31 protein-coding genes are annotated in these 22,131 nt (G+C 72.0%); 17 read left to right on the top strand and 14 right to left on the bottom strand.

Features of this window, described 5'->3' with window-relative positions:
* Nucleotides 1-45: 45 nt before the first annotated feature.
* The 6 genes from ACZ3YL_RS15615 to ACZ3YL_RS15640 all read left to right on the top strand — a co-directional run bounded on the left by ACZ3YL_RS15615 (nucleotide 46) and on the right by ACZ3YL_RS15640 (nucleotide 5,079).
* Entirely contained in the window at nucleotides 46-633 is a 588-nt protein-coding gene (locus ACZ3YL_RS15615) for a toxin-antitoxin system HicB family antitoxin (RefSeq protein ID WP_465657726.1), read from the top strand.
* Nucleotides 634-725: 92 nt separating this feature from the next.
* Nucleotides 726-1,565, top strand: a complete 840-nt coding sequence (locus ACZ3YL_RS15620) for a DUF4097 family beta strand repeat-containing protein (protein WP_188306393.1) — start codon at nucleotides 726-728, stop codon at nucleotides 1,563-1,565.
* Nucleotides 1,565-2,536 (top strand): ATP-binding cassette domain-containing protein, encoded by a 972-nt coding sequence (locus ACZ3YL_RS15625; protein ID WP_465657728.1) that lies wholly within the window; start codon nucleotides 1,565-1,567, stop codon nucleotides 2,534-2,536. The genes ACZ3YL_RS15620 and ACZ3YL_RS15625 overlap by 1 nt, the downstream gene beginning before the upstream one ends.
* Nucleotides 2,533-3,315: an ABC transporter permease gene (locus ACZ3YL_RS15630; protein WP_465657731.1), complete on the top strand. Its 783-nt coding sequence runs from the start codon at nucleotides 2,533-2,535 to the stop codon at nucleotides 3,313-3,315. Before ACZ3YL_RS15625 ends, ACZ3YL_RS15630 begins: the two co-directional genes overlap by 4 nt.
* A 607-nt stretch (nucleotides 3,316-3,922) precedes the next feature.
* On the top strand, nucleotides 3,923-4,534 hold the full coding sequence (locus ACZ3YL_RS15635) for a hypothetical protein (protein ID WP_465657733.1): 612 nt from the start codon (nucleotides 3,923-3,925) through the stop codon (nucleotides 4,532-4,534).
* A 38-nt stretch (nucleotides 4,535-4,572) separates the two neighbouring features.
* Nucleotides 4,573-5,079, top strand: coding sequence for a hypothetical protein (locus tag ACZ3YL_RS15640; RefSeq protein ID WP_465657735.1), 507 nt, complete (start codon nucleotides 4,573-4,575; stop codon nucleotides 5,077-5,079).
* A gap of 75 nt (nucleotides 5,080-5,154) precedes the next feature.
* Here the strand turns inward: ACZ3YL_RS15640 and ACZ3YL_RS15645 are convergent, their stop codons facing one another.
* On the bottom strand, nucleotides 5,155-6,354 hold the full coding sequence (locus tag ACZ3YL_RS15645) for a serine hydrolase domain-containing protein (RefSeq protein ID WP_188306387.1): 1,200 nt from the start codon (nucleotides 6,352-6,354) through the stop codon (nucleotides 5,155-5,157).
* 153 nt (nucleotides 6,355-6,507) lie between these two features.
* Nucleotides 6,508-6,906: a hypothetical protein gene (locus tag ACZ3YL_RS15650; RefSeq protein WP_262986038.1), complete on the bottom strand. Its 399-nt coding sequence runs from the start codon at nucleotides 6,904-6,906 to the stop codon at nucleotides 6,508-6,510.
* A gap of 189 nt (nucleotides 6,907-7,095) precedes the next feature.
* Between ACZ3YL_RS15650 and ACZ3YL_RS15655 the strand changes: the two genes are divergently transcribed.
* On the top strand, nucleotides 7,096-7,398 hold the full coding sequence (locus ACZ3YL_RS15655; RefSeq protein WP_188306386.1) for a hypothetical protein: 303 nt from the start codon (nucleotides 7,096-7,098) through the stop codon (nucleotides 7,396-7,398).
* A 104-nt stretch (nucleotides 7,399-7,502) separates the two neighbouring features.
* Here ACZ3YL_RS15655 and ACZ3YL_RS15660 read toward each other — a convergent pair whose 3' ends face one another.
* The 5 genes from ACZ3YL_RS15660 to ACZ3YL_RS15680 all read right to left on the bottom strand — a co-directional run bounded on the left by ACZ3YL_RS15660 (nucleotide 7,503) and on the right by ACZ3YL_RS15680 (nucleotide 11,534).
* Nucleotides 7,503-8,678 (bottom strand): PQQ-binding-like beta-propeller repeat protein, encoded by a 1,176-nt coding sequence (locus ACZ3YL_RS15660; protein ID WP_465657736.1) that lies wholly within the window; start codon nucleotides 8,676-8,678, stop codon nucleotides 7,503-7,505.
* A 58-nt stretch (nucleotides 8,679-8,736) separates the two neighbouring features.
* A complete protein-coding gene (locus ACZ3YL_RS15665) occupies nucleotides 8,737-9,147 on the bottom strand; it encodes a VOC family protein (RefSeq protein WP_188306384.1) in 411 nt (136 codons plus the stop codon).
* A 394-nt stretch (nucleotides 9,148-9,541) separates the two neighbouring features.
* A complete protein-coding gene (locus ACZ3YL_RS15670; RefSeq protein WP_465657738.1) occupies nucleotides 9,542-10,228 on the bottom strand; it encodes an Imm49 family immunity protein in 687 nt (228 codons plus the stop codon).
* A gap of 54 nt (nucleotides 10,229-10,282) precedes the next feature.
* Complete coding sequence (locus tag ACZ3YL_RS15675) at nucleotides 10,283-10,681, bottom strand: DUF397 domain-containing protein (protein WP_465657740.1); 399 nt, start codon at nucleotides 10,679-10,681, stop codon at nucleotides 10,283-10,285.
* A 7-nt stretch (nucleotides 10,682-10,688) separates the two neighbouring features.
* The gene (locus ACZ3YL_RS15680) at nucleotides 10,689-11,534 is read right to left on the bottom strand and encodes a helix-turn-helix domain-containing protein (RefSeq protein WP_465657867.1); all 846 of its coding nucleotides are present in this window, start codon (nucleotides 11,532-11,534) and stop codon (nucleotides 10,689-10,691) included.
* Between the two features lie 189 nt (nucleotides 11,535-11,723).
* On the opposite strand from ACZ3YL_RS15680, the gene ACZ3YL_RS15685 reads away from it, so the two are divergent.
* From ACZ3YL_RS15685 to ACZ3YL_RS15710, 6 genes are all read left to right on the top strand, one after another.
* The gene (locus ACZ3YL_RS15685) at nucleotides 11,724-12,125 is read left to right on the top strand and encodes an ATP-binding protein (protein ID WP_465657869.1); all 402 of its coding nucleotides are present in this window, start codon (nucleotides 11,724-11,726) and stop codon (nucleotides 12,123-12,125) included.
* Entirely contained in the window at nucleotides 12,122-12,382 is a 261-nt protein-coding gene (locus ACZ3YL_RS15690) for a hypothetical protein (RefSeq protein ID WP_188306379.1), read from the top strand. Before ACZ3YL_RS15685 ends, ACZ3YL_RS15690 begins: the two co-directional genes overlap by 4 nt.
* A complete protein-coding gene (locus ACZ3YL_RS15695) occupies nucleotides 12,367-12,498 on the top strand; it encodes a hypothetical protein (RefSeq protein WP_465657741.1) in 132 nt (43 codons plus the stop codon). Before ACZ3YL_RS15690 ends, ACZ3YL_RS15695 begins: the two co-directional genes overlap by 16 nt.
* Nucleotides 12,499-12,744: 246 nt before the next feature.
* A complete protein-coding gene (locus ACZ3YL_RS15700) occupies nucleotides 12,745-13,146 on the top strand; it encodes a hypothetical protein (RefSeq protein WP_465657743.1) in 402 nt (133 codons plus the stop codon).
* Nucleotides 13,147-13,262: 116 nt separating this feature from the next.
* Nucleotides 13,263-13,838 carry a TetR/AcrR family transcriptional regulator gene (locus ACZ3YL_RS15705; RefSeq protein WP_465657744.1) on the top strand — a complete coding sequence of 192 codons (576 nt, stop codon included), beginning with the start codon at nucleotides 13,263-13,265 and terminating at the stop codon, nucleotides 13,836-13,838.
* A gap of 123 nt (nucleotides 13,839-13,961) precedes the next feature.
* Nucleotides 13,962-14,750 carry an SDR family oxidoreductase gene (locus tag ACZ3YL_RS15710; RefSeq protein WP_465657745.1) on the top strand — a complete coding sequence of 263 codons (789 nt, stop codon included), beginning with the start codon at nucleotides 13,962-13,964 and terminating at the stop codon, nucleotides 14,748-14,750.
* A 125-nt stretch (nucleotides 14,751-14,875) separates the two neighbouring features.
* Here the strand turns inward: ACZ3YL_RS15710 and ACZ3YL_RS15715 are convergent, their stop codons facing one another.
* Nucleotides 14,876-15,040 carry a hypothetical protein gene (locus tag ACZ3YL_RS15715; RefSeq protein WP_188306375.1) on the bottom strand — a complete coding sequence of 55 codons (165 nt, stop codon included), beginning with the start codon at nucleotides 15,038-15,040 and terminating at the stop codon, nucleotides 14,876-14,878.
* A 132-nt stretch (nucleotides 15,041-15,172) separates the two neighbouring features.
* Here ACZ3YL_RS15715 and ACZ3YL_RS15720 point away from each other — a divergent pair, with 132 nt between their 5' ends.
* Nucleotides 15,173-15,727 carry a GNAT family N-acetyltransferase gene (locus tag ACZ3YL_RS15720; RefSeq protein WP_465657748.1) on the top strand — a complete coding sequence of 185 codons (555 nt, stop codon included), beginning with the start codon at nucleotides 15,173-15,175 and terminating at the stop codon, nucleotides 15,725-15,727.
* A 9-nt stretch (nucleotides 15,728-15,736) separates the two neighbouring features.
* Here ACZ3YL_RS15720 and ACZ3YL_RS15725 read toward each other — a convergent pair whose 3' ends face one another.
* Nucleotides 15,737-16,573 carry an NmrA family NAD(P)-binding protein gene (locus ACZ3YL_RS15725; RefSeq protein ID WP_465657749.1) on the bottom strand — a complete coding sequence of 279 codons (837 nt, stop codon included), beginning with the start codon at nucleotides 16,571-16,573 and terminating at the stop codon, nucleotides 15,737-15,739.
* Between the two features lie 200 nt (nucleotides 16,574-16,773).
* Nucleotides 16,774-17,763 carry a quinone oxidoreductase family protein gene (locus ACZ3YL_RS15730; RefSeq protein ID WP_465657751.1) on the bottom strand — a complete coding sequence of 330 codons (990 nt, stop codon included), beginning with the start codon at nucleotides 17,761-17,763 and terminating at the stop codon, nucleotides 16,774-16,776.
* 111 nt (nucleotides 17,764-17,874) lie between these two features.
* Between ACZ3YL_RS15730 and ACZ3YL_RS15735 the strand changes: the two genes are divergently transcribed.
* On the top strand, nucleotides 17,875-18,306 hold the full coding sequence (locus ACZ3YL_RS15735) for an ArsR/SmtB family transcription factor (protein WP_188306371.1): 432 nt from the start codon (nucleotides 17,875-17,877) through the stop codon (nucleotides 18,304-18,306).
* Here ACZ3YL_RS15735 and ACZ3YL_RS15740 read toward each other — a convergent pair.
* The 4 genes from ACZ3YL_RS15740 to ACZ3YL_RS15755 form a co-directional block, all read right to left on the bottom strand.
* A complete protein-coding gene (locus ACZ3YL_RS15740; protein WP_223242638.1) occupies nucleotides 18,303-18,896 on the bottom strand; it encodes a hypothetical protein in 594 nt (197 codons plus the stop codon). The genes ACZ3YL_RS15735 and ACZ3YL_RS15740 overlap by 4 nt on opposite strands.
* A 150-nt stretch (nucleotides 18,897-19,046) precedes the next feature.
* Nucleotides 19,047-19,814, bottom strand: a complete 768-nt coding sequence (locus ACZ3YL_RS15745) for a CDP-alcohol phosphatidyltransferase family protein (RefSeq protein ID WP_188306370.1) — start codon at nucleotides 19,812-19,814, stop codon at nucleotides 19,047-19,049.
* Between the two features lie 267 nt (nucleotides 19,815-20,081).
* Nucleotides 20,082-20,786 carry a YidC/Oxa1 family membrane protein insertase gene (locus tag ACZ3YL_RS15750; RefSeq protein ID WP_465657754.1) on the bottom strand — a complete coding sequence of 235 codons (705 nt, stop codon included), beginning with the start codon at nucleotides 20,784-20,786 and terminating at the stop codon, nucleotides 20,082-20,084.
* 135 nt (nucleotides 20,787-20,921) lie between these two features.
* Nucleotides 20,922-21,215, bottom strand: a complete 294-nt coding sequence (locus tag ACZ3YL_RS15755; RefSeq protein ID WP_465657756.1) for a DUF6412 domain-containing protein — start codon at nucleotides 21,213-21,215, stop codon at nucleotides 20,922-20,924.
* A gap of 193 nt (nucleotides 21,216-21,408) precedes the next feature.
* Between ACZ3YL_RS15755 and ACZ3YL_RS15760 the strand changes: the two genes are divergently transcribed.
* Nucleotides 21,409-21,693, top strand: a complete 285-nt coding sequence (locus tag ACZ3YL_RS15760; protein ID WP_188306368.1) for a type II toxin-antitoxin system Phd/YefM family antitoxin — start codon at nucleotides 21,409-21,411, stop codon at nucleotides 21,691-21,693.
* Nucleotides 21,694-21,727: 34 nt separating this feature from the next.
* Nucleotides 21,728-22,108, top strand: coding sequence for a PIN domain-containing protein (locus ACZ3YL_RS15765; protein WP_465657758.1), 381 nt, complete (start codon nucleotides 21,728-21,730; stop codon nucleotides 22,106-22,108).
* Nucleotides 22,109-22,131: the final 23 nt, after the last annotated feature.

The following is a 22,131-nucleotide window of genomic DNA, read 5'->3' on the forward strand; positions in this document are numbered from 1 at the left end:
CACAAATGGCTCGACATGGCACCACTGCTGTGCCATGCTCTAGCCATGGACCTCACGCCGTACGTCGACAACCTCCGGAACGAGCTCGCGGTGGCCGCCGCCACCGGTGGGGACGAAGCGCGGGCGCTGGCCGATCGGCTGACGCTCCCGCTGGAGTCGGCCGTGCGACTCACTCTGCTCAACGCCCTTTCGGCCGCCATGGGCGAAGTCACCCGTGACCTCGCCCCGGGCTCGGTGGACGTACGCCTGCGCGGCCTCGATCCCGAGTTCGTGGTGACGGCGCCGCCCGGCTCCGGCGCCTTCCACGGCGACGCGCCGGCGGTGGCGCCGGGCGTGGTGCCGGGCGTGATGCCATCGGTGGTGCCGCCGATAGTGCCACCGGTGACGCCGGGGGTGGCGCCGGAGTCGGACGAGACGGGCACCGCCCGGATCAACCTGCGCCTGCCCGCGCACCTCAAGGCCAGGGCGGAGGAGGCCGCCGGACAGGAGGGCCTCTCCCTCAACGCCTGGCTGGTCCGGGCCGTCGCCGGCGCGCTGGACGGCGGACAGCCTGCCGCCCGCCCGGCGGCCGACCTCGGCGTCCGTACCACGCGCGGCGTCGGCGGCCAGGGCTTCACCGGCTGGGTCCACTGACGCCTCCGCACCATCCGACCTTCTGCCCCTGCAACGTCACCCCCGCTCCGACCAGCGGGAACACCCACACGAGTCAAGAGGACGGGACAGCCATGCCTACGTACGAGACTGACGGACAGATCTCCGTCTCGATCGAGTTCGAGATCGGCTCGGTCTGGATCCGGGCGAGCAAGCGCACCGACACCGTGGTCGAGGTCCGGCCCACCAGCGCCAGCAGGGACGCGGACGTCAAGGCGGCCGAGCTCACCCAGGTCGACTTGTCCGGCGGCCGGCTCACCCTCAAGGGCCCCAAGCAGCGCACCGTGTTCTCCAGCAAGAAGGGCTCGATCGACGTCACGGTCGAGCTGCCCGCCGGCTCCGAGGTGCACGCCGACTCCCCGATGGCGGACTTCGTCACCGAGGGCCCGCTCGGCGACTGCCGGATCAAGACCTCCATGGGCCGGATCCAGCTCGACCGGGCCGCGAGCGCCCGGCTCAAGACCGACATGGGCGACATCCGGGTCGGCACCGTCACCGGCGGCGCCGAGGTCACCGGCTCCGGCCGGATCGAGGTCGGCTCCGTCGGCGGCCGGCTGACGGTCAAGAACAGTAACGGCGACACCGAGATCGACGAGGTCCGCGGCGAGCTGACGGCCAACTCCTCCAACGGCCGGATCCACATCGGCCTCGCCGAGGGGGACGTCGACGTCAGGACGGCGAACGGCCACATCCGGCTCGGCCAGGTCGTCCGGGGCAAGGTCGGCCTGCAGGCCGGCGTGGGGGACATCGAGATCGGCATCGCCGAGGGCACAGCGGCCTGGCTCGACGTGCACAGCAAGTTCGGCGCCGTCCGCAACGCCCTCGGCCCGGCGGACGGTCCGGGCGACGCCCGGGAGACGGTCGAGGTCCGCGGCACCACCCAGGTCGGCAGCATCCTCGTCCGGAGGGCCTGATGGCGGCGACCACGGCAGCGGCCGCGACGACGGCTGCGGCGACCTCGGCGGCGATCTCGACGGTCGGGCTGACCAAGAGCTACGGGGACAAGGCGGTGCTCCGGGGCATCGACCTGTCCATCCCGGCCGGCAGCGTGTTCGCCCTGCTCGGGCCGAACGGCGCCGGCAAGACCACCACGGTGGAGATCCTCTCCACCCTGATCCCCGCCGACGGCGGCTCGGCCCGGGTGGCGGGCCACGACGTGGCCCGCCAGGCCGAGGGGGTGCGCAAGGCGATCGGGGTGACCGGCCAGTTCTCGGCGGTGGACAACCTCCTCACCGCCGAGGAGAACCTGCTGCTGATGGCCGACCTCAACCACCTCCGCCGTCGGGAGGGGCGGAGGCGGGCCGAGGGCCTGCTGCGGCGCTTCGACCTCACCGAGGCCGCGCGCAAGCCCGTCGTCACCTTCTCCGGCGGCATGCGGCGCAAGCTCGACCTGGCGATGACCCTGGTCGGCGACCCCGAGGTGATCTTCCTGGACGAGCCCACCACCGGGCTGGACCCGCGCAGTCGGCGCACCATGTGGGAGATCATCCGGGGGCTGGTCGCCGACCACGGGGTGACGATCTTCCTCACCACCCAGTACCTGGAGGAGGCCGACCAACTCGCCGACCGGATAGCCGTCCTGGACGGCGGCCGGATCGTCGCCGAGGGCACCGCCGAGGAGCTGAAGCGGATCGTCCCCGGCGGGCGGATCCGGCTCCAGTTCGCGGACGCCGGCCAACTGGGCACCGCGGCTGCGCTGTTCGAGTACGCCACCGCCGACACCGAGGCCCTGCGGCTGGACATCCCGGCGGACAACTCCGTGCTCACCGTGAAGGCCGTGCTGGACGTCCTCGACAACGCCTCCGTACGGGCCGAGTCACTGGTCGTCGAGACGGCCGACCTGGACGACGTCTTCCTGCAACTCACCGGAGAGGGTGCACGATGAGCACGGCCACCGGAACGGCCGGCTACGCACTCAGCGACGCGCTGACGATGCTCCGCCGGAACCTCAAGCACGCACTGCGGTACCCCTCCCTGACCTTCGCGGTCGTGGTGATGCCGGTGATGATGCTGCTGCTGTTCAACTACGCCTACGGCAGCGCGCTCGGAGCCGGCATCGGCGGCGGCAGCTACATCGACTACGTGGCGCCCGGCATCGTGCTGATGGCGGCCACCTCCGGATCGCTGGTCACCGCGATCGGCATCTGCACCGACATGACCGAAGGCATCGTCAACCGCTTCCGCACGATGGCGATATCGCGCTCCGCCTTCCTGGCCGGGCACGTGGTCGGCAGCGTCATCCAGACCATGATCGGACTGGTCCTGGTGGTCGGTGCGGCCCTGGCGATGGGCTTCCGGCCCACCGCCGGCCCGGTCGAATGGCTGGCGGCGAGCGGCCTGCTGCTCTTCGTCACCGTCGCCCTGACCTGGATCTCGGCCGGCATCGGCCTGGTCGCCAAGACCGTCGAGAGCGCCAGCAACATGCCGATGCCGCTGCAGTTCCTGCCCTTCATCGGCAGCGCCATCGTCCCGACCGACTCCATGCCGACCGGGCTCCGCTGGTTCGCCGAGTACCAGCCCTTCACCCCGATCATCGAGACCCTGCGCGGCCTGCTGATGGGCACCGGCATCAGCGCCACGTCCGCCTGGAGCGCCCTCGCCTGGTGCGCCGGCCTGACGCTGATCGGCTACTTCTGGTCGCGGAGCATCTTCTACCGGCGGTGACGGGGGTACGGCCGGTAGGAGCCGGTGCGGCGCGGATGGCGGGGAGACCTGCCACCCGGGCCGCACCGGCGTCGCCGTCGTAAAGTCCGCGCCAAGAATGGGCAAAGAGCAATTGGGGGGCGGACGGTGACGACGCGTGACAACTGGATCGCGCGGGGGCTCGGGCCCACAGCACTGGCTGCGCTCGTGGCGTACGCGGCGGGCTGGTACGCCTCCCGCTCGGGCGGGCCGGTGGTGGTCGAGCACCGACTCAACCGCCCGGTGCTCCTGCTCGGTCCGGTGGTGGTGCTGCTCGTGGTCTCGGCGGTGACCGGGACGGGCTCCCGCGGGCGGTTCGCGCAACTCGGCCTCGCGCTCGTCCTGGTGCCCGTCGTCGTCGCCCCGGCGATCGGCGCGATCCGGTCCTGGCTGCTCGACGACGAGACCCACTCGGGGCAGCGCAAGCTCCACCGTGGCCACGGCACACGAGGTCAGGGCCATCACCATGGCCCCGGACGGCCGCCGGGGCAGCCCCACGGTCACACCCCGCTAGCCACCGCCCCCGGCCCGGCGGGCCCCTGTAGTAAAGTCCGCGCAAAGGTCGGCAAAAGACGGCCCGGGGGGACGGATGACGGCGAGACGCCGCTGGCAGATCGCGTGGGGGCTCAGGGGTGCGGCGCTCGCGGCACTGCTGGTGTACCTGCCGGGCTGGCACGCCTCCCGCTCGGGCGGGCTGGTGGTGGTCGAGCACTGGCTCAACCGTCCGGTCCTGCTGATCGGTTCCGCGGTGGTGCTGACCGTGGTCTCGCTGGTGACCGGGCTGGAGTTCCGCACCCGGTTCTCGCAGATCGGCTACGCGGCCCTGCTGGCACCGCTGGTCTTCGCCGGGGTGCCGATCCTGGCCCTGTCCTTCCTGTTCAGCGGCCACGGAGGCCGGGAGGATCGTTTCGTCAGCCCGAACCGCCCGGACCGGGTGCTGACCGTCACCAACGTCGCCTTCTCGATCGACCCGGTCTACCAGGTGGAGTTGGAGGCCGGCAGTGGCTGGTCCGCCCGCCACTGGAGCATGGGCACCTGGAACACCAGGGGCGGCGACTTCGTCCGCATCGACTGGACCGGGCCCGACGAGATCACCGTGACCGGCCGCGAGAAGCGCACCGTCTTCGACGTCCTCCCCGACGGCAGCCTGAGCGAGCCCCGGGTGCTCCCCGCACAGGAGATCGTCGAAGACCGGCCCTAGGGTCCGGTGGTGATCAACAGCCCCTCTAGGCTGGCCCGGTGACACAGGGGATCCGTGGGGGGTGGGGAGCGCGGCCGCGCTGGGTGTGGTGGGTGGCGGCGGTGTGGGTGATCGGGTTCGTCGAGGGCGCGGGGGTGCATGCCTTCGATCTGCTGACCGGGGGGCTGCACGCGTACGGGGCTTGGCCGTTGCCGAGCCAGGTGCTGTTCCACGCCCTGCTGGTGCTCGATCCGCTGGCCGCCGTGCTGGTGACCCGAGGCCGTCCGGCGGGGCCGTCGCTCGGTGCGGCCGTCATGGTGGCCGACCTGACCGCGAACTGGTGGGAGAACTGGGACGGGTTCGTGCGCCATCCGCTGGACTACCTCCAGGGGGTGGTCGGGCTGCCGGCGATGACCCTGTTCGGGCTGTTCGTGTTCACCACCGCGGCGCCGCTCCGCCGGGCGTTCCACCAGGCGTTCAACCGTGCGGGCCGGGGCATGGACCCGCGCGAGGGTGAGGGCGCGGACCGCTCCGCCGACGGGGATCCGCGCGCCCAGGAGGCCTGAGCGCGCGGGGTCCGGGGAGTCGCGGGTCCTGGGAGTCGCGGGTCCGGGGATCGCGGGCCCCGGAAGTCGTGGGGGTCAGCCCGAGGCGGCCGGGGAGCCGCAGAGGGCTTTCTCCTCGAAGGCCCGGTAGAGCCCGGCAGACTTGTCCGGGTCGCTCTTGTCGTACTCGGTGTAGGACAGCGCGTACTGGCGGCTGCCGTCGCGCGTCCCGAACAGGCCGGTGGAGTAGCCGGGGATCTCGCCGGTGTTGCCCCAGACCTGGCCGCAGGAGAGTTCGTAGCGGACGACGCCGAGCCCGTACTGAGCGTGGTCGGGCGCCTGGGGGACGGGGACGGTGGTGGTCATCTCGTCGAGTTGGGCGGGGGCGAGCAGGTGGCCGCCGAAGAGGGCCGCGTGGAAGCGGGTGAGGTCGTCGGTGGTGGAGATGGCGGCGCCGGCCGCGTCGCCGATGGTGGGGGAGAGCCGGGTGACGTCCCCCGGCCCCTCGGGGAACGCGAAGTAGCCGTGCGCGTGCGGGCCGGGGATGGTGGTGGAGGTGGTGGGCAGGGTGGTGTGGCGCAGTCCGAGGGGTCGGAGGATGCGGTTCTGCACTTCCTCGCGCCAGCTGTGCCCGGTGGTCTGCTTGATGAGCATGCCGATGACGACGTAGTTGGTGTTGGAGTAGTGCCAGCCCTGGCCGGGGGCGAAGTACGGGGGTACGGCGGCGCCGATGGCGAGGAGCTGTTCCGGCGTGTATTCGATCCAGCGGCCGGTGGCGAGGAACTGCCGGTTGCCGGCTTCGGTGTTGTCGCGCACCTGCGGGTCGTCGAGGTAGTTCCCCAGTCCGCTGGTGTGGTTGAGGAGTTGGCGCACGGTGATGTTGCCGCCGTTGGGTACGGCGCCGGGCAGGTAGTGCTCGATCGGGTCGTCGAGCCGGATCCGACCTTCTCCGACGAGTTGGAGGGTGACGGTCGCGACGAAGGTCTTGGTGACGCTGGCGATCCGGAACCGCCCGTCGGCGGGGGCGGGCCGGCCGGTGGCCAGGTCGGCGGTACCAGCCGCGCCGCGCCAGACGGCCTGCCCGTGGTCGCGGACTTCGGCGAGGGCGGCGGTGCTGGTGCCCTGGGCGACGAGGGCGTTCAGTTCGGGCTGTAAGTCGGTGGCTGCCCGGGGCTGGTCGGCGGAGGGGGCGGCGACCGCGCTGGGTGCGAGGGTGGAGAGCGAGACGGCGGCCAGGACGGTCGCGGTGCGGAGGGTGGCGCCGATTCGGCGGCGGGCGGGGCGGGTTGTGGTCATGGCGTCACGCTCGCACCGGGTACCGGGGACGGTCCTCCTCCCGGCGAAGGGCCCGGCCCTCCGTCTTCCGGAGGAGAGCCGGGCCTCCGTGTGGAGGATGTGCGGGACGGGTCAGGCCGGACGGGTCGGGCCGGACGGGTCAGGCCGGAGGGGTCACCAGGTGTCGATGCCCATGGTCTTGGCCGCGCTGTGAATGGCGTTGTAGTGCGCGATCGACATGTCGGACTTCTTGTCCTTCGCCGGAAGGTTCTTGTCGGCGGCGCGGAACTCGTCGCGGGCGGCGGCGAGCAGGCTGGTGCCGTACGAGACGGGGACGTCACTGGTGCCGTGGGCCGGGTGGGACTTGGCGGCGGTCTGGCTGCCGGCCTGGGCGAGGATGCTGCGGGCCTGGTTGTAGGCGGCGGCCTTGACCGTCTTCGGGTTGCGGACCTGGGCCTGCACCCCGGCCACCGGCTGGGTCTGCTCGGCGGCCATGGCGACGGGCGCGACGGCGGCGGTGAGGGCGCCGGCGGTCACGACGGTGGCGAGGGCGTTGCGGATGATCCGGTTCATCGCGAAATCCTTCGGTAGGTGTCTCAAGGATTCGCCTCCGCATCGGACTTGGAGGTCGTGGGAGTGCGAACATCTCCGCCCTACCCGGGCTCCCGAGAGCGGAAAACCCGCTTCCGGGTGCTTCATGCGAAAGCGGTGCGATCAGGCCGTTTTCTGGATGTAACGAAGTCCTGTCGTCAGACTGGAAATATGGCTCTCGATCTCTCTCCGGACCCGGTCGCCGCAGGCGACCCCTCCATCCCGCCCGGCCTCGACGAGATCGAGTGGTGGTTCACCGCTGTGGCCGAGGGCCGGGTGGAGCGGGACGCGGCCGACCGCTGGGCGGGTCGCTGGCTGCTCGACGACGGACTGGAGTGGGACGAAGTCTCCCGCTGGGCCCTGGGCTTGCTCTACGGGATCGACCTCGCCACCGGTCCCGGAGGCCCGTACCTGCACGACGACGAGCAGGTACGGGAGTGGCTCGGGGAACTGCGGCGGCGCCGGGCGGGGTGAGGAGCGGGCCCGTCAGCCGTCCTCGCCGTCCCCGCCCGCCCCGCCCCGCCCCGTCCTCGGCGGTGTCGTCGTATTGCGGGGTGCTCGTACGGCGGGGTGGCAGGTCAGGCCTGGGTGCCGAGGGCGTGGACGCCGTTGCGGGTGCTGCGGTAGACGGTCGGGCCGGCGGCGGCCAGCGAGACATCGGTGTACGCGGTGTCGGAGTGGAGCTCCTCCGGTGCGTCCTGCCAGCGCGGGCGGCCGGTGGCGAGGTCGAAGGCGAACAGCCGCTCGTCGTTGGTGCCGACGTACGCGACGCCGTCCGCGACGGTCATCGAGTTCTCCCCGCGGCCGAGCCCCGCGGTCACGGTGGCCGTCCAGCGCGGCTCACCGGTCCCGGTGTCCATCGCGGTCAGCCGCGTTCCGCTGAGGAAGCAGACCGTCCCGGCCGCGGCCGACAGCGGGCAGTTGGTCGAGCCCTGCTGCAGGCGCTGCCAGCGCACCCGGCCGGTGGCCGCGTCCAGGGAGCAGACTTGGGTGGTGCGGGCGCCCTCGGCGGCGTACATCAGCAGGACGGCGCCCTGCTGGACGACGGGGGTGCCGTAGGCGCCGAGGACGGAGTCCTGGGCCCAGCGCTGCTCGCCGGTGCGCGCGTCGAACGCGCGGGCGCCGAACTCCTTGCCGACGGCGTACACGGTGTCGCCGTCCAGGGCCAGGAAGCCCGAGGACCCCAACGGCTTGCTCCAGCGGGGCTCGCCGGTGGCCGTGTCGTAGGCGTGCAGCGAGCCGTCGTGGGCCGCGAACACGCTGCCGCCCCCGATGACCGGGCCCTGTCCCCAGGGCAGGCCGGGCCACTCCGACACCGGTACCTGCCAGCGGACTTCCCCGGTCGCCGCGTCGAGGGTCTGCAGGGAAGTCGAGGCGGCCACGCTCACCACGCCGTCCCCGACCGCGGACGGCCGGCCGCCGTAGCTCGCGGTCACGGGATCGGGCGCGTCGACGGCCCGGCTCCAGCGGACGGCGCCGGTGCGCGGGTCGAGCGCGTGCACGCTGCCGTCGTAGCCCGAGACGTAGAGGCCCTGCTGGGCGCCGTCGGCGAGGACGACCCGCCCGCTCGCGGCCGTCGTGCTCCAGAGCCGGGGGCCGCGGGCGTTCTCCCGGTCGGCCCACCACCGGGCCCCGCCCGCGAGGGCGAGTGCGCCCACGCCTCCGGCGGCGCTCAACAGCAGCCGCCTGCGGTTGATCCGGGGCGGGGCGGGCGGGTTCTGTGCTGCTGCTGCGTCGGAGTTCACGTCGTACATGACTTCGTACCCTGACCTCATGGTTCCCGGTGTCGGTGGCGGAGTCGGCCCGTGGCTGCTACGAGTCGGACCAGGCGCGGGTGGAGAGTACGAGCAGGTAGCCGTCCGGGTCCTGGACGGTCACGCCCCAGGTGTCCCAGTACGGGTTGTGGGCGGGCACCCGCCTGCCGCCGTGCAGTTCCAGCCGCTGGACCAGGGCGTCGTCGACGGGTTCGCCGAGGTAGACGACCAGCAGGTCCTCGGCGGTGGGGCGCGGTTCGACGGGCGCGGCGGGGTCGTTGACGAGTTCCAGGTGCCAGGCGGCGTCGGGCCAGCCGACCATGAGGAGTGAGTGTTCGCCGGGGGTGCCGTCCGTGGTGTGCCGGTAGAGGACGTCGAGGCCGAGGCCGGAGACCCAGAAGTGCTCGGCTGCTTCGAGGTTGCGGGAGGGACGGGCGAGGCGGATGTGCGCGGTGGCGTCGGCCGGCATGGTTCGGGCTCCTGGGGCGGCGGGGTGTGGGTGTGAGCCTAGGGGGCCGGTGATCGGGTGCCATCGGGCGCTGGTCCTAGTCCGCCGGTCGGGGGCGTGGGACCGGGGACGGGGGCGGAAACGCGGACGGGCCCGGCACCTGTGAAAGGTGCCGGGCCCGTCCGACTCTGGAGCGCCAGGCCCGGGTTGCACGGACTCTTCCTACTGAAAGTAGGACGTACTCTGGTAGTACCACTGACGCCTGACGAGGAATCTTCTCCCTCGCGACGAGAAGAACATTAGCAGCTCAGCGCCCGTGATCCAAAATGCGGAGCAACCGGGCCGGGTGGTACGGGACTCGGCGCGGATCTCCCAGCCGCGACGGCGGCCAGGTGCCGGGACGGCGGGCCGGGGGCTAGGAGTTGGTGACGAGGGCGTGGGGGAGACGGCTGTTGTCGGGGGAGGGCAGCCACTGGTGGGCGCGGTAGGCGAGGGCGGAGAGCGCGAGGGGGAGGAGCGGGAGGGGGCCGGCGGTGTGGTGGAGGAGGGCGGCGAGGGCGGCGTCGAAGGCGGGGCGGTCGTCGGCGTCGAGGGCGTGGAGGGCTTGGAGGCCGGGGCTGGCGGCGGTGTCGGCGGGGAGTTCGATCTCGTCGTCGTCGGCGACCTGGGAGAGGAGGCCGGTGGCCAGGTCGTCGGGCTCGGGCATGCCCTCCCAGGTGAAGTAGAAGGCCTCGCCGTGGCGGTCGAAGGTGTCGGTGAGGATCGCGAGGCAGAGGGCGTCGATCCAGCGGCGGGCGCTGATGGGGGCGGGGTCGGCCTCGGCCGCGAGGTCGTAGCTCATCCCGAAGTTCACGTGGTCGAGGAAGACGTGGAAGCGCTCGTGGGGGTAGTAGGCCGTGAAGGAGACCGCGGCGGCTGCGGCTTCGGCGGCGTCGGCGAGGACGGCCTCGGCTTCGGGGGTGGAGAGGGGGATGGTGCCGAGGTGGTCGAGGTAGGCGCGGGAGATGAGGGTCCACTCGTCGGCGGTCATGAGGCCGGCACGGGAGTAGGAGTGGATCTGGCGTCCGATGCTGTTGGCGAAGTCGTCGATCTCGGTAGACATTGACGTATTGAAGCACCGGCCGACAGAGCCGGCCGGTGCGGCTGGAGGCTGGGGTTAGGCGTCGAACTCCCCGTTGCGAATGGCGGAGACGAGGTCGCGCCATTCAGTGGGGGTGAGTTGGGCGATGGCGTCGGGCAGCAGGCTGCTGCGGACAAGGACTGCGTCGGGGCCTATTGCCACCTCGGGGCAGGCGTTGGCGTCGGCGCAGGCCGCAGGACGCTTCCAGTTGAGGTATTTCATCGAGCTACCTTCCCTTGTCGGGTGGTGTTTGATGTCGAACTCGCCGGCACGAACTGCGGTGGTGAGACTGCGCCACTCGGTGTGCTTGAGCGAGGCGGTAGCGTCGGGCAGCAGGCTGCTGCGTAGGTGGGCGGCGTCGGAAGTGATGGCTACCTCCGGGCAGTTGTTGCCATCGCCGCACGCGCTGGGTTTGTGCCAAGCGAGTTCTTCCACAAGGGCCTCACAGGCTGTTCATGATGCTGAAGACCGCATCGCGGGAGGCTGACGGATCGAGCGAGCGATCACGCATCACTCCGATGATGTTCCGGTAGTTCTCCAGCTGGTTCATCTCGGTCAGGAACGCTGGCGATCCTACGGAGTCCAGCTGAACTGTATCGAGGCGGGGCACGGGCCCGCTTGCGTACAGCACGGCCTGACCTGCGCCCTTGAATCCACCAGCTTTGAACTCCAGCACGCGCAGCGTCACGTTGGGAGCTTCCGAGAGTACGAGAAGCTGCTTCAACTGCGCTCTGGCGACCGTGGTTCCGCCGAACTCCATGCGTAGCGCGGCTTCGTGGACAATCGCTTCGTATTCAAGCGGATCACTTCCCGTCAGAAGCTCGGCCCGTCGCATCCGGTTCTCGACTCGGGCTTCGATATTCAGCGGCCGGAGTGGTGGATAGACCTCGCGGAAGATGGCCCGAGCCGTCTCCTCGGTCTGCATGAGGCCTGGCGCATGGCAGATCTGATAAGTGACCAGCGCGCTGGCCTGGTGCTCCACCTCGGAGATCTCGAGGATTCCGGCCGGCACGAGTCCTCTGTGTTCTTCCCACCAGCCCTTGGTGCGGTCGGCGGCCATCTCGGCGACGGCGTCGACGTACTCGGAGTCCGCCTCCTCGTAGTCGGCGGCGAGCGCGAGGACCCGCTCGGCGCTGATCGGGTAGGTGCCTTGTTCGATCAGTGTGACCTTGCTGCGGTCCAGCCCGAGAACAGCGGCAGCATCTCCGGCCGAGCGCCCGGCAGCCTCTCTCATCTTCCGCAGCTCGATGCCGACGCGCTTCCGGCGTGCGGTTGGGGTAGGTGGCATCTCTCCAGCATCCACCGCCTGTGCGTGGCGAGTCCAGCGAGCAGATAGGCATATCTTCCCGAGCTGGCTAGCAAATTTGCTATTGAGTGCCCTACGGTCTGTGATGCACCGATCACCGAACGGATCGTCAGTAACGCCGCTCGGGCACCGAAGAACACCCAAGTCCAGTGGGCTTGTTCACGGCGACGCATCCGCCGGTCTCACTCATCCCCCTCTGGGAGACCCTGTGCGCAACCTCAACTCCCCTCTCTCACCCTCTCCCGCGACACCCTCCGGGACGCCCTCACCCTCGCGGCTTGGCCCCCGTCCCTCATCGCCGACGCCCAGCTCGCCATGGTCGAGCTCATCGCCAACGCCTGGTGCCACGGCGACACCCCCTCCCCGGGCGTCGTCATCCTCATCCGCGACAGCACCCTCCGCGTCGGCGTCTCCGACCGTTCCTCCGCCCTCCCCTCGCGGTGCTTGCTGGACCCCCTCTCCGAGTCCGGCCGGGGCCTCCACCTGGTCGAAGGCCTCACCCACCGTTGGGGCGTCGAACCCCACGAGCTCGGCAAGACCGTCTGGTTCGAGCTGGACGGCGATGCCGAGTGAGCGCCCATCACCCCATCCGCCCCGCCGACCCGGCCCTGCTCCACCTCACTGGTCGCCAGCTCACCGAGCTGATCATCGAACTCCGCACTGAGGGTCGCGAGTTCGGCCTCCTCTGGCCGTCCGCCCACCCCGGCGAGAGCAACCTCGCCGGCCGCCGCCTCGTCAGCCTCGGCAACGTTCCCGCGAGCACCCTCATCAACCTCCTCGCGCTCCTGCGCGAGTACAAGCGCGACCGTGACCGATGCTCGGACTCCTGATCATCAAACTCCTCGCCGCGCTCGTCGGCGCGCTCTGCGAAACCCGGTCCTCCTGCTTCTGGCGGAAACCGCACGCGCCCCGACTCCCCTCCCGGGACGGCCACTTCCCGCAGTGAAGCCCTTGTCGCTCCCCGCCTGTACGTAGGAAGTCGACCGGTCCGACTTCCTGCGTACACCCCCGCTCATCGCCACCTCGCCGCCGAGATCCGTCAACGCCTACGCAGTCAAAGCGGCGCAACACAATCTCTGTGACACACGGGACTTGACGTTCCATCATGCCGTTGGAAGAGTCGGCGGCCAGGCGAACTCCGGTGCGAACAGCGCGAGTTCCAAGCGGTTCATCGACAACGGGGAGGCTCCACATGTTCGCCAAGAAGATCGCCGTAGCCGCAGTGGCGGTGGCCGCCGCAGGCGTCCTCGGCACCGCCACCACCGCGTCCGCGGCCAGCACCGTCTACAACACCGGTACCGCGGCCATCAGTTCGACCATGGCGCAGACGTGCACGTCGCGGACCCTCACCCTGGCCGCCGGTTCCTACGGCTGGGGCTGGCGCGACCTGGCCCCCTTGGTGAGCAGTACGGTCAAGCTCGCCGCCGGCAGCTACACCTGGACCGACTGCGTGACGGTGGGCTTCGACTACGACTACCTGGACTCCAAGCTCCAGCTCAACGGCAGCTCCGCGTCCCCGGCGACGCTGCATGCGTCGCGCTGGCTGGCGGACGGCCCCTACACCTACGGCAGCTTCCTCAAGCCGAACTTCTAGAGCTGCCACGCTCCTTGGCCCGGCGAGGCCTCGACCGCCAGCCGGTCGGGGCCTCGCCGGAGCCGTCCGCCCCAAAGTAGTTGACCTAGAGGTCAAATAATCACTACGGTAGGGGCATGGGCAGGCCGAAGAGCTTCGAACCGGACGTGGTCATCGCGCAGGCGATGGAGACCTTCTGGACCAAGGGCTACACCGACACCTCCCCGGCCGACCTCGCCGAGGCGACCGGGGTGGCCAAGGGCAGCCTGTACCACTCCTTCGGTTCCAAGCGGCAGTTGTTCGCCCGGGCGTTGGACCTCTACGACCGCATGGGTTCGGAGATCACCGAGGAGTTCCTCTCCCGGCCGGGCACCGCCAAGGACGGCATCCGCGCGTACTTCCTGCTGCTCGTGGACATGGACCTGGACGGACCGGTCCGGCGCGGGTGCCTGGCCCAGAACACCGTCACCGAACTCGGCGGGCGGGACGAGGAGGCCACCCGTGCGGTGCACCGCATGGAGGAGCGGATGGTCGAGCTGTTCGCCGCCCGTATCGAGCGGGGGCGATGGGACGGGGACGTCGACCGGGGCGTCGACGCGAGGGAGCAGGCCCTGTACCTCCAGACCGTCCTCGCGGGCCTGCGGGTCATGAGCAAGACCTTCGACCGGCCGGTCCTCGTCCGGATCATCGACACGGCCCTGGCGGGCCTCTGAACAACGCGGCCCCGTGCCGTGGTTCTTTGTGCCCCGATTCTGGACCTGCAGTTCAAGAAAGCGTAGTTCAAGAAAACGTCATCCGACACGTTCGGCAAGAGTTCGAACACGAGGGGGGAACCCATGGACCTGGGCATCAACGGAAGGACCGCGCTGGTCACCGGCGCGAGTCGCGGTATCGGCCTGGCGATCGCGAAGGCCCTGGCCGCGGAGGGAGTCCGGGTGGTGGGCGCCGCCCGGACCGTCACTCCCGAGCTGAAGGAGGTCGCGGCCGCCGCCGTGTCCATCGACCTGAGCACCCGCGACGGGGCACGGTCGATCGTCGATCAGGCGCTGGCCGCCGTCGGCGGGATCGACTTCCTCGTCAACAACGTCGGCGCGGGCGACCCGGACGGACTGTCCCTCGGCGGGTTCCTGGACACCGACGACGAACAGTGGCAGCGGCTCTTCGACCTCAACCTGTTCAGCGCGGTGTGGACCACCAGGGCTGCGCTGCCGAGCATCCTGGAACGCGGGGGCGCGATCGTCAACATCTCCTCGGTCAACGCCCGTACGCCCACCGGCGCGCCGGTGGGCTACGCGGAGGCCAAGGCCGCGCTGACCCTGTTCGGCAAGCGGCTCAGTGAGGAGTTGGCGCCGCGCGGAGTCCGGGTGAACACCGTCTCCCCGGGCGTCGTCGCCAGCCCGCTCTGGACCGACCCGGACGGCTTCGGCGGCAGGGTGGCCTCGGCGTCCGGCGTGGGCCACGGCGATCTGCTCGCCGGGCTGCCCGGCCAGATGGGCATCGCCTCGGGGCGCCTCACGGAGCCTGCGGAGGTGGCGGACCTGGTCGCCTTCCTGCTGTCCGACCGCGCCGCCAACATCCACGGCGCCGACCACGTCATCGACGGCGGCACCCTGAAGACCGCCTGATCCTCGTCCCCGTCATCCCGCCGCCGGCCGATGGGGGCGGGCAGCTGGTCGTGATCGTGTGAGACGGCGGCCTGCCCGGCGGTGAGACATCGCCGGGCAGGCCGCCGTCGGCATGAGGTGGCAGGTCAGAGACAGCCCATGGCGGTGCCCCCGCAGGCCTCGGGCGCCGCCGCGCCCGTCGCTGCCACCGGGGCGGGCGGGGCCGCGGCCGCGTGGGCCGAGGCGCCTGCGGCGCCGAGCAGCAGGGCCGCCGCAACGCCGATCACTGTGCGGACTGCTCTCCTGAGCATGATGGTCCTCCCGGTTCGTCAACGGATCTCTGACCCTCAGTAGGCCAGTCGCCGGTAGACGATCGGTCAACGGCGGTGCGCGGGCCTCGAAATGGGGTTGCGCGCAGGGTTCGAACTGCTGACGATCATGTGATGAGCGCCAACATCAGACGCGTACGGACCGACGAGTGGGAGCGGGTCAAGGAGATCCGCCTGGCCGCACTGCGGGACCCGGTCGCGAACATCGCCTTCCTGGACACCCACGAGAACGCCGCCGCCAGGCCCGACGAGTTCTGGCAGGAGCGCACCGCCGGAGCCGCCGAGGGCGACTCCGTGCACCAACTCGTCGCGGAGGCCGCCGACGGCCACTGGCTCGGCACCATGACGGTGCTGGTCGAGCGGCCCGGCGGGGCGGGCGCCCTCGGCGGGGACGTCATCACCGTCCCGCAGACCCACATCGTCGGCGTCTACGTCCGCCCCGAGGCGCGCGGCACCGGCCTGGCCCACGAGCTGATCCGGGCCGCCCAGGAGTGCTCCTGGTCGATCACCGAGCCCCGGATCCAGCGGGTCCGGCTGTTCGTCCACGAGTCCAACGCCCGCGCCGAGGCGATGTACGTGCGAGCCGGCTTCAAGCACTCCGGCGTGTCCGTGCCGGTGCCGGGCGACGAGACCCGCCGGGAGATCGAGTTGGCCGTCGAACGGGACTGACACCGCCGGTCAGCGGAAGGCCTCCGCGTGCTCCCGCACCCACGAGCGGAAGCTGCGGGCCGGGCGGCCGAGCACCCGCTCGACCGTGTCGGTCACCCGCTCCGGCTCGCGGGTGAACGACTCCCAGGCCCGCAGTCGGGACTCCACGAAGGCCGCGTTGCCCCAGGCCGCCGTCAGCTGCTCCCGGGCCGTCCCGGGCGCCAGCTCCTCCCAGCGCACCTCGGTGCCGAGCTCCTCGCCGATGATCCGCACCAGCTCGGCGTGGGCGATCGACTCCGGCCCGGTGACCAGGTACTTGCCGCCGTCGTGCCCGTCCTCGGTGAGCGCCCGCACCGCCACGTCCGCGATGTCGCGCTCGTGGACCAGCGAACGGCGGGCCCGCCCGTACGGCCAGCGGACGACGCCGGTGCGGACCTGGTCGGCCCAGCCGAGCGCGTTGCCCGCGAAGTCGATCGCCCGCACGAAGGTCCACCCCAGGCCGGACCGGCGGATCAGCCGCTCGATCTCCTGGTGGAAGATCACGGCCGGCTCGTCGTCCGCGAGATCCGGCACATCCGTCGACAGGTAGACGACCCGCCCGGCGTGCTCGGCGATCAGCTCCACCACCCGCGGCTGCACCGGGATCCCGGGCCACATCAGGTAGACGGCCTCCACCCCGCCGCCGAGCGCGGCCACCAGGCTCTCCGGCACCGCCAGATCACCCTGGACGGCCTCCACGCCCACCGGCAGCGCGGCCTTGGCGCCGTCCCGCACCAGCGCCCGCACCTCGTGCCCGCCCTCAGCGAGCGAGGCCACCACGTGCCTGCCCACACTGCCGTTCGCGCCGATCACCAGAATCTCGGTCATGCCGGGCCCAACGCGGCCCCGGCCCGGCCTATGCCCGCAGCGCTCGCCGCAGCCGCAGCCGCAGCCGCCGTAGCCGCCGCGCCGGAAGGTCGAATCCGCCTTCGCCGTCACCGAGTTGTCCGACGGGCACCGGGCCGTGGCCGGCTCGCTCACGCCGACCGGCCGGGCCGTGGCGCCCGGCGTCCGTCATGTGACACCCGTCAACCGGCGACCCGCACCACGTACTTGCCGGTGGCCCGCCCTTCCTGCATCGCGTCGTGCGCGGCCGGTACGGCCTCCAGGCCGGGCAGTTCGGTGAGCGGAATGGTGAGGCCGTGCTCGGCCTGCAGGTCGAGGGTGGTGCGGATGGCGCGGGCGAGGCGTTCGGGGGCGGTGGCGGCGAAGCCGCGGTGGCTGAAGCCGGTGACGGAGAGGTTGCCGCCCATCAGCCGGCCGAGCGTGGGCAGGTCGCTGACCTCGCCGCCGCCCGCGTTGCCGAACAGGACGATCCGGCCGCCGGGTGCGGCGACCGCGAGGTCGAGGTCCAGGGCGGTGGTGCCGAGCGGGTCGAGGACGAGGTCGACGCCCCGGCCGTCGGTGGCGGTGCGGATGGCGTCGGCGAGCTTCTCGTCGCGGGCGAAGGCGTGGTGGTAGCCGAGGCCGACGGCGGCGGTGGCCTTCTCGGGGCGGCCGACGGTGCCGATCAGGGTGCCTCCGCCGCCGAGCAGCGGGACGAGCTGGGCGATCGCGCTGCCGATGCCGCCGCCGGCCGAGTGGACCAGGACGTTGTCCCCGGCGGTCAGCCGGCCCGCGTCGGTCAGCAGCAGGACGGCGGTGGCGAGGCCGAGCGGGGCGGCGGCAGCGGTGCTGAGCGCCAGCCCGTCCGGGACGGGGACGGTCAGTGCGGCGTCGGCGAGCACGACCTCGGCCAGCCCGCCGCCGACCGGTGCGGCCGCGACCCGGTCGCCCACGGCGAGCCCGGTGACGCCCTCGCCGAGCGCGCGGACCGTGCCGGAGACCTCCTTGCCCGGCAGGTACGGCCACTCGGCGGTGTACCCGCCGTCGCCCCGGCGGGCCATCACGTCCACGAAGTTCAGTCCGGCCCAGGCGACGTCGATCGCCACCTGGCCGGGGCCGGGGTGCGGTGCGTCGATCTGCTGGATCTCGGAACTCTCGGCTCCACCGGGTGCGGTCATCACCAGTGCGCGCATGTCGGGCCCCCTCGACTACGATGTTCGACGAACGACGAAAATGTTTGCGCCACTGTGGTACCACTCCGTTTCGGCGTTTGTCGAACATCGCAGATCAGAGGAGGTCTGAACGTGCCCCGCAGCACCCGCCGCCGACCGGCCCTCGCCCACCCCGCGGCCGAGGAGATCGACCTGTACGACGTCCTCCACGCGCTCTCCGACCCCACCCGGATGACGATCGCCCGAATCCTGCGCGCCGAGCCCGAACGGGCCTGCGGCACCTTCCCGGTGGAGGTCGCGCCCTCCACTCTCAGCCACCACTTCAAGGTGCTGCGCGAGGCCGGGGTGATCAGCCAGCGCGAGGAGGCCAACCGCCGGTTCTCCGCCCTGCGGACGGTCGACCTCGAACGGCGCTTCCCCGGCCTGCTCGACACCGTCCTCGCCGCGCTCGCCCGCAACGAGCCCGGCTCCGCGCCCGACTCCGGGCGAGGCTCGGCGTCCGGCTCCACGTCAGATTCCGCGCCCGACTCCGCGTCCGGCTCCGAACCGGCCTGGCACGGTTAACGGCCGACGGCCAGGGGGTGCGCGGCGACCGCGCGGTGCCGCCGGTGGTACGAGACGGTGACCGCCGCCAGCAGCGGGCCCCAGGCGACCGCGGGCAGGTAGAGGAAGCCGACCAGCAGGTGCCCGAGCGGGGTCATGTCCGGGTGCGGCACCGCCCACCAGGCGAGGAACGGCGTCCAGAGCACCGTCAGCCCGGCCGCGCCCAGCGAGGCCGCCAGCACGACCCGGCGCGGGTCCACCGGCCGCCCGCCGAGGAACGGGATCCAGCGCGGCGGCACCGTGCCCCACGGCCGGACCAGGCCCAGGGTGAGCAGCGCCAGCGCCTCGGTGAGCACGCTCAGGGTGAGCGGCCACACCGCGTCCCAGCCGGTGAAGCCCACCGCGTGGTAGCCCGCGTCGGTGTAGCCGCCGTGCCGCCCGAGGACCAGTCCGAGTCGCCACAGCCCGGTCGGCAGGGCGGTGACCGCGGCCAGGTGGGCGGCGCGGACGGCCCAGCGGGGCGGGGCGGGCACGGCGGAAGCGGCAGAAGCGGCAGAAGCGGCGGGAACGGCGGCGGAGGCAGCGGCGTCGGTGGACGGTGGCGTCGTCATGGCTCCACCCTCCCGGGCGGTCCGGTGCCCCCGCGTCCGCCCGGCGACGGGCTTGCGCCGGACCCCTCCCCCCGGCGGGGGAGGGGCGGCTCCGCCCTGCGGCTCGGTGCGGCTCCGCCCCGCGACTCGGTGCGGCCCGGGCCCCGCGGCTCAGCGCAGCCGCGAGGAGGACAGGATCGACGCCAGGTGCGCCACCACCATCCCCCAGGTGATCACGGTGATCCCGGCGAGCGTCCAGCGGGTCGCGTCCAGGTTGTGCAGCCCGGCGTCCACCACGGCCGCCGCCAGCAGTACCAGCGACGCCTCGATGCCGTTCGTCACCCGGTGGATCTTGAAGATCGAGGCGAACCGGCGGGCCGTCGCGATGCCCTGGGAGCGCGGCTGGGTCGACTCCTCGCCCGCCGGCGGCTGCCCGCTGCGGGCGCGGGCCACGTCCACCAGGTCCGTCGAGGCCTTGAGCAGCACCACGCCCAGCGCGGCCGCCAGGCCCGCCGACACCCACAGCTCCGAGCCCCCGCGCGCCGCCCGCACGCCCGCGCCGATCATCAGCGCGGCGTCCGCGAGGTAGGCGCCGAGCCGGTCCACGTACACCCCGGCCATGCTGAACTGGCGCTTCCAGCGCGCCACTTCGCCGTCCACGCAGTCGAACAGCAGGAACAGCTGGAAGAGCACCGCCGCCAGCACCGCGCCGGTCAGGCCCGGGATCAGCAGGGCCGCGCCGCCGCCGACCCCGCACACCACCATCACCCAGGTCAGGGTGTTCGGCGAGACCGAGGTGCGCACCAGCTGCCGGGTGGTCCGCAGCGAGATCGCCCGCATGTAGAGCCGGCCCGCCCAGTGCTCACCGTTGCGGCTCTGCAGCTTGGCCTGCGGCTGGCACACCTCGCGCAGCTCGGCGAGCGCCGGAGCAGCCACCATGACGACATCCCTCCACCTGTCCCGAGACGGGACCCGAAACGATCACCACAGGCTACGGCCTCCGGGCGGGGCGTCCGACCGGCCGGGCACGACGGCACCCGCCCGCTGCCCGACCGGATCGAGGCCGCCGACGCCGCCCCCGCGGGCACGGCTCCGCCGCCTACCGCCGCCTACCGCCGCCTGCCGCCGCCTACCGCCGCCTGCCGCCGCCTACCGGCGGCTCACCGCCGCGCAGGCCGACCCGGCGGGCGGGGGCCCGGAACCCCGCTAGACCGCCAGCGCCGTCGCCGGGACCTGGCCCGTACCCCGGTACAGCCAGGCCCGTTCGGACACCGACCACACGCTGGTCGTCACCAGGTAGAGCGCGGCGGCCACCGGCACCAGCAGCGCGAACAGCACCGAGGCGAACGACAGGTACGGCATCAGCGCCGCCCCCGGCTGCGGGGTGGCCTGCGTCGCCGCAGCGGCCGCCGCCGCCCGCCGGGCCCGGCGGTAGTTGACGTACCCGACGGCCGCCAGCCCGGCCTCCAGCACCGCGAACACCGCGAACTGCCCGGCGCCGTGCGCGTTCCCGATGTGCAGGCCCAGCGGCACCCCGAACAGGGTGTGGTCCAGCAGGTCGTTCGGGGTGGTGAACAGCCGGTACATCACCGAGAAGAACGGGATCTGCACCAGCATCGGCAGGCAGCCCGCGAACGGCGAGACCTGCTCCTTCCGGTACAGCTCGGCGAGCGCCTCGCGCGCCTTCTCCGGGTTGTTCTTGTGCTTCGTGTTCAGCTCGGCGACCTTCGGCGCGAGCTTGGAACGGGCCTTCTCCCCGCGCGCCGCCGCCCGCGCCAGCGGGTGCAGGCAGAGCCGGACGGCGAGGACGAACAGGACGATCGCCAGCGCGGTCGGCAGGACCTGGGCGATCGAGGAGACCACGGCGTGGGCGACGGTGACGGCCGGGTCGAGAACAGACAGAACGGACATGGTGAAGCGAGCCCTCCGGGGTCTCAGAACATGAGTGGTCGGCGGAGGACGGCCGCGAAAGGACGTACGGGGGAACCCGGGGGAAAGCACGGGGAAGCCGTGCCCGCACGGGAACCGTACGGAGGAACTGCGGGACTACGCGGCCGCCTGGGCCGCCCCCGGCGCCCTGGGGCGTCGCCTGCCCCGGGCGTCCGGATCACGCTGCGGAAGGAACGCCGTACGGAACGCCCGGCGCCGCAGCACCCCGCTGCGCACCGCCGCCGGGGCTCGCGCCCCCAGCAGCCGCCGCCCGGTGAAGGCCCCCGCGACCGCACCGGCCACCAGGACCACGGCCGCCATCGCGGCGACGGACGCCAGCGCGCCGCCGTCGGTCACCAGTTGTCCGGTCAGCACCCGGAGCAGGCCGAGCAGCATCGCCACGACACTCACGGCGGCCCCCTCTCGGTGTGTTCCCGGTTCCGGACGTTCGGGCGTTCGGGCGTTCGGTCATTCGGAAGTTCGGACGTGCGCACGCGGTCTGCCGTGTTCGGACGTCCAGCAGGACGATCGTACGGCTCGCAGGGTTCCCGCCGCACCGCCCGAGGTGTAGCCACCAGTGCTACACGGGGCTACCGTGGAGGCCATGAAGACGATTACCCAGCGGGAGTTCCGGAACAACTCCGCCGCGGTGATGGACGCGGTCGAGGCCGGGGAGATCTTCCACATCACCAGGAACGGGGTCGAGGTCGCGGAGCTGCGGCCGGTGTCCGCGCGACGGCGGCTCACGGCGGAGGAACTGGTGGCCCGGCACGTCAAACTGCCGAGGGTCGACTACCAGGAGATGCGCAAGGAGGCCGAGGAGTACTTCGGCCCCGACGAACTCGTCGGCGACGAGGGCGACGACCCGTTCGAGCGCCGGCGTGGCTGAGCGCCGGAGAGCACCCCGGCGGCGGTCCGCCGGAGTGCTGGACACCTGCGTCTACATCGACCTGGCCCTGCTCAACCCCACCGACCTGCCCGCGGTGCCCGAGCTGACCGCGATCACCTTCGCCGAACTCCAGCAGGGCGTCTCGATGGCGCGCGACCCGATCAGCCGGGCCGCCCGGCTGGAGGTGCTGGGCGCGGCGATGGCCGACTTCGACCCGCTGCCCTTCGACGCAACCGCCGCCGCCCGCTACGGCACCCTCGTCACCCTGACCATCGCCGCCGGACGGCAGCCGCGGCCGCGCCGGATCGACCTGATGATCGCCGCCGTCGCCTCCGCCCACGGACTGCCGCTGTACACCCGCAACGTGGCCGACTTCCGGGGCCTGGGCTCGGCGGTGGAGGTCATCGGGATCTGAGCCGCAGGTGTCAGTCCCGTTGC

Source organism: Kitasatospora sp. NPDC023176 (assembly GCF_055560495.1).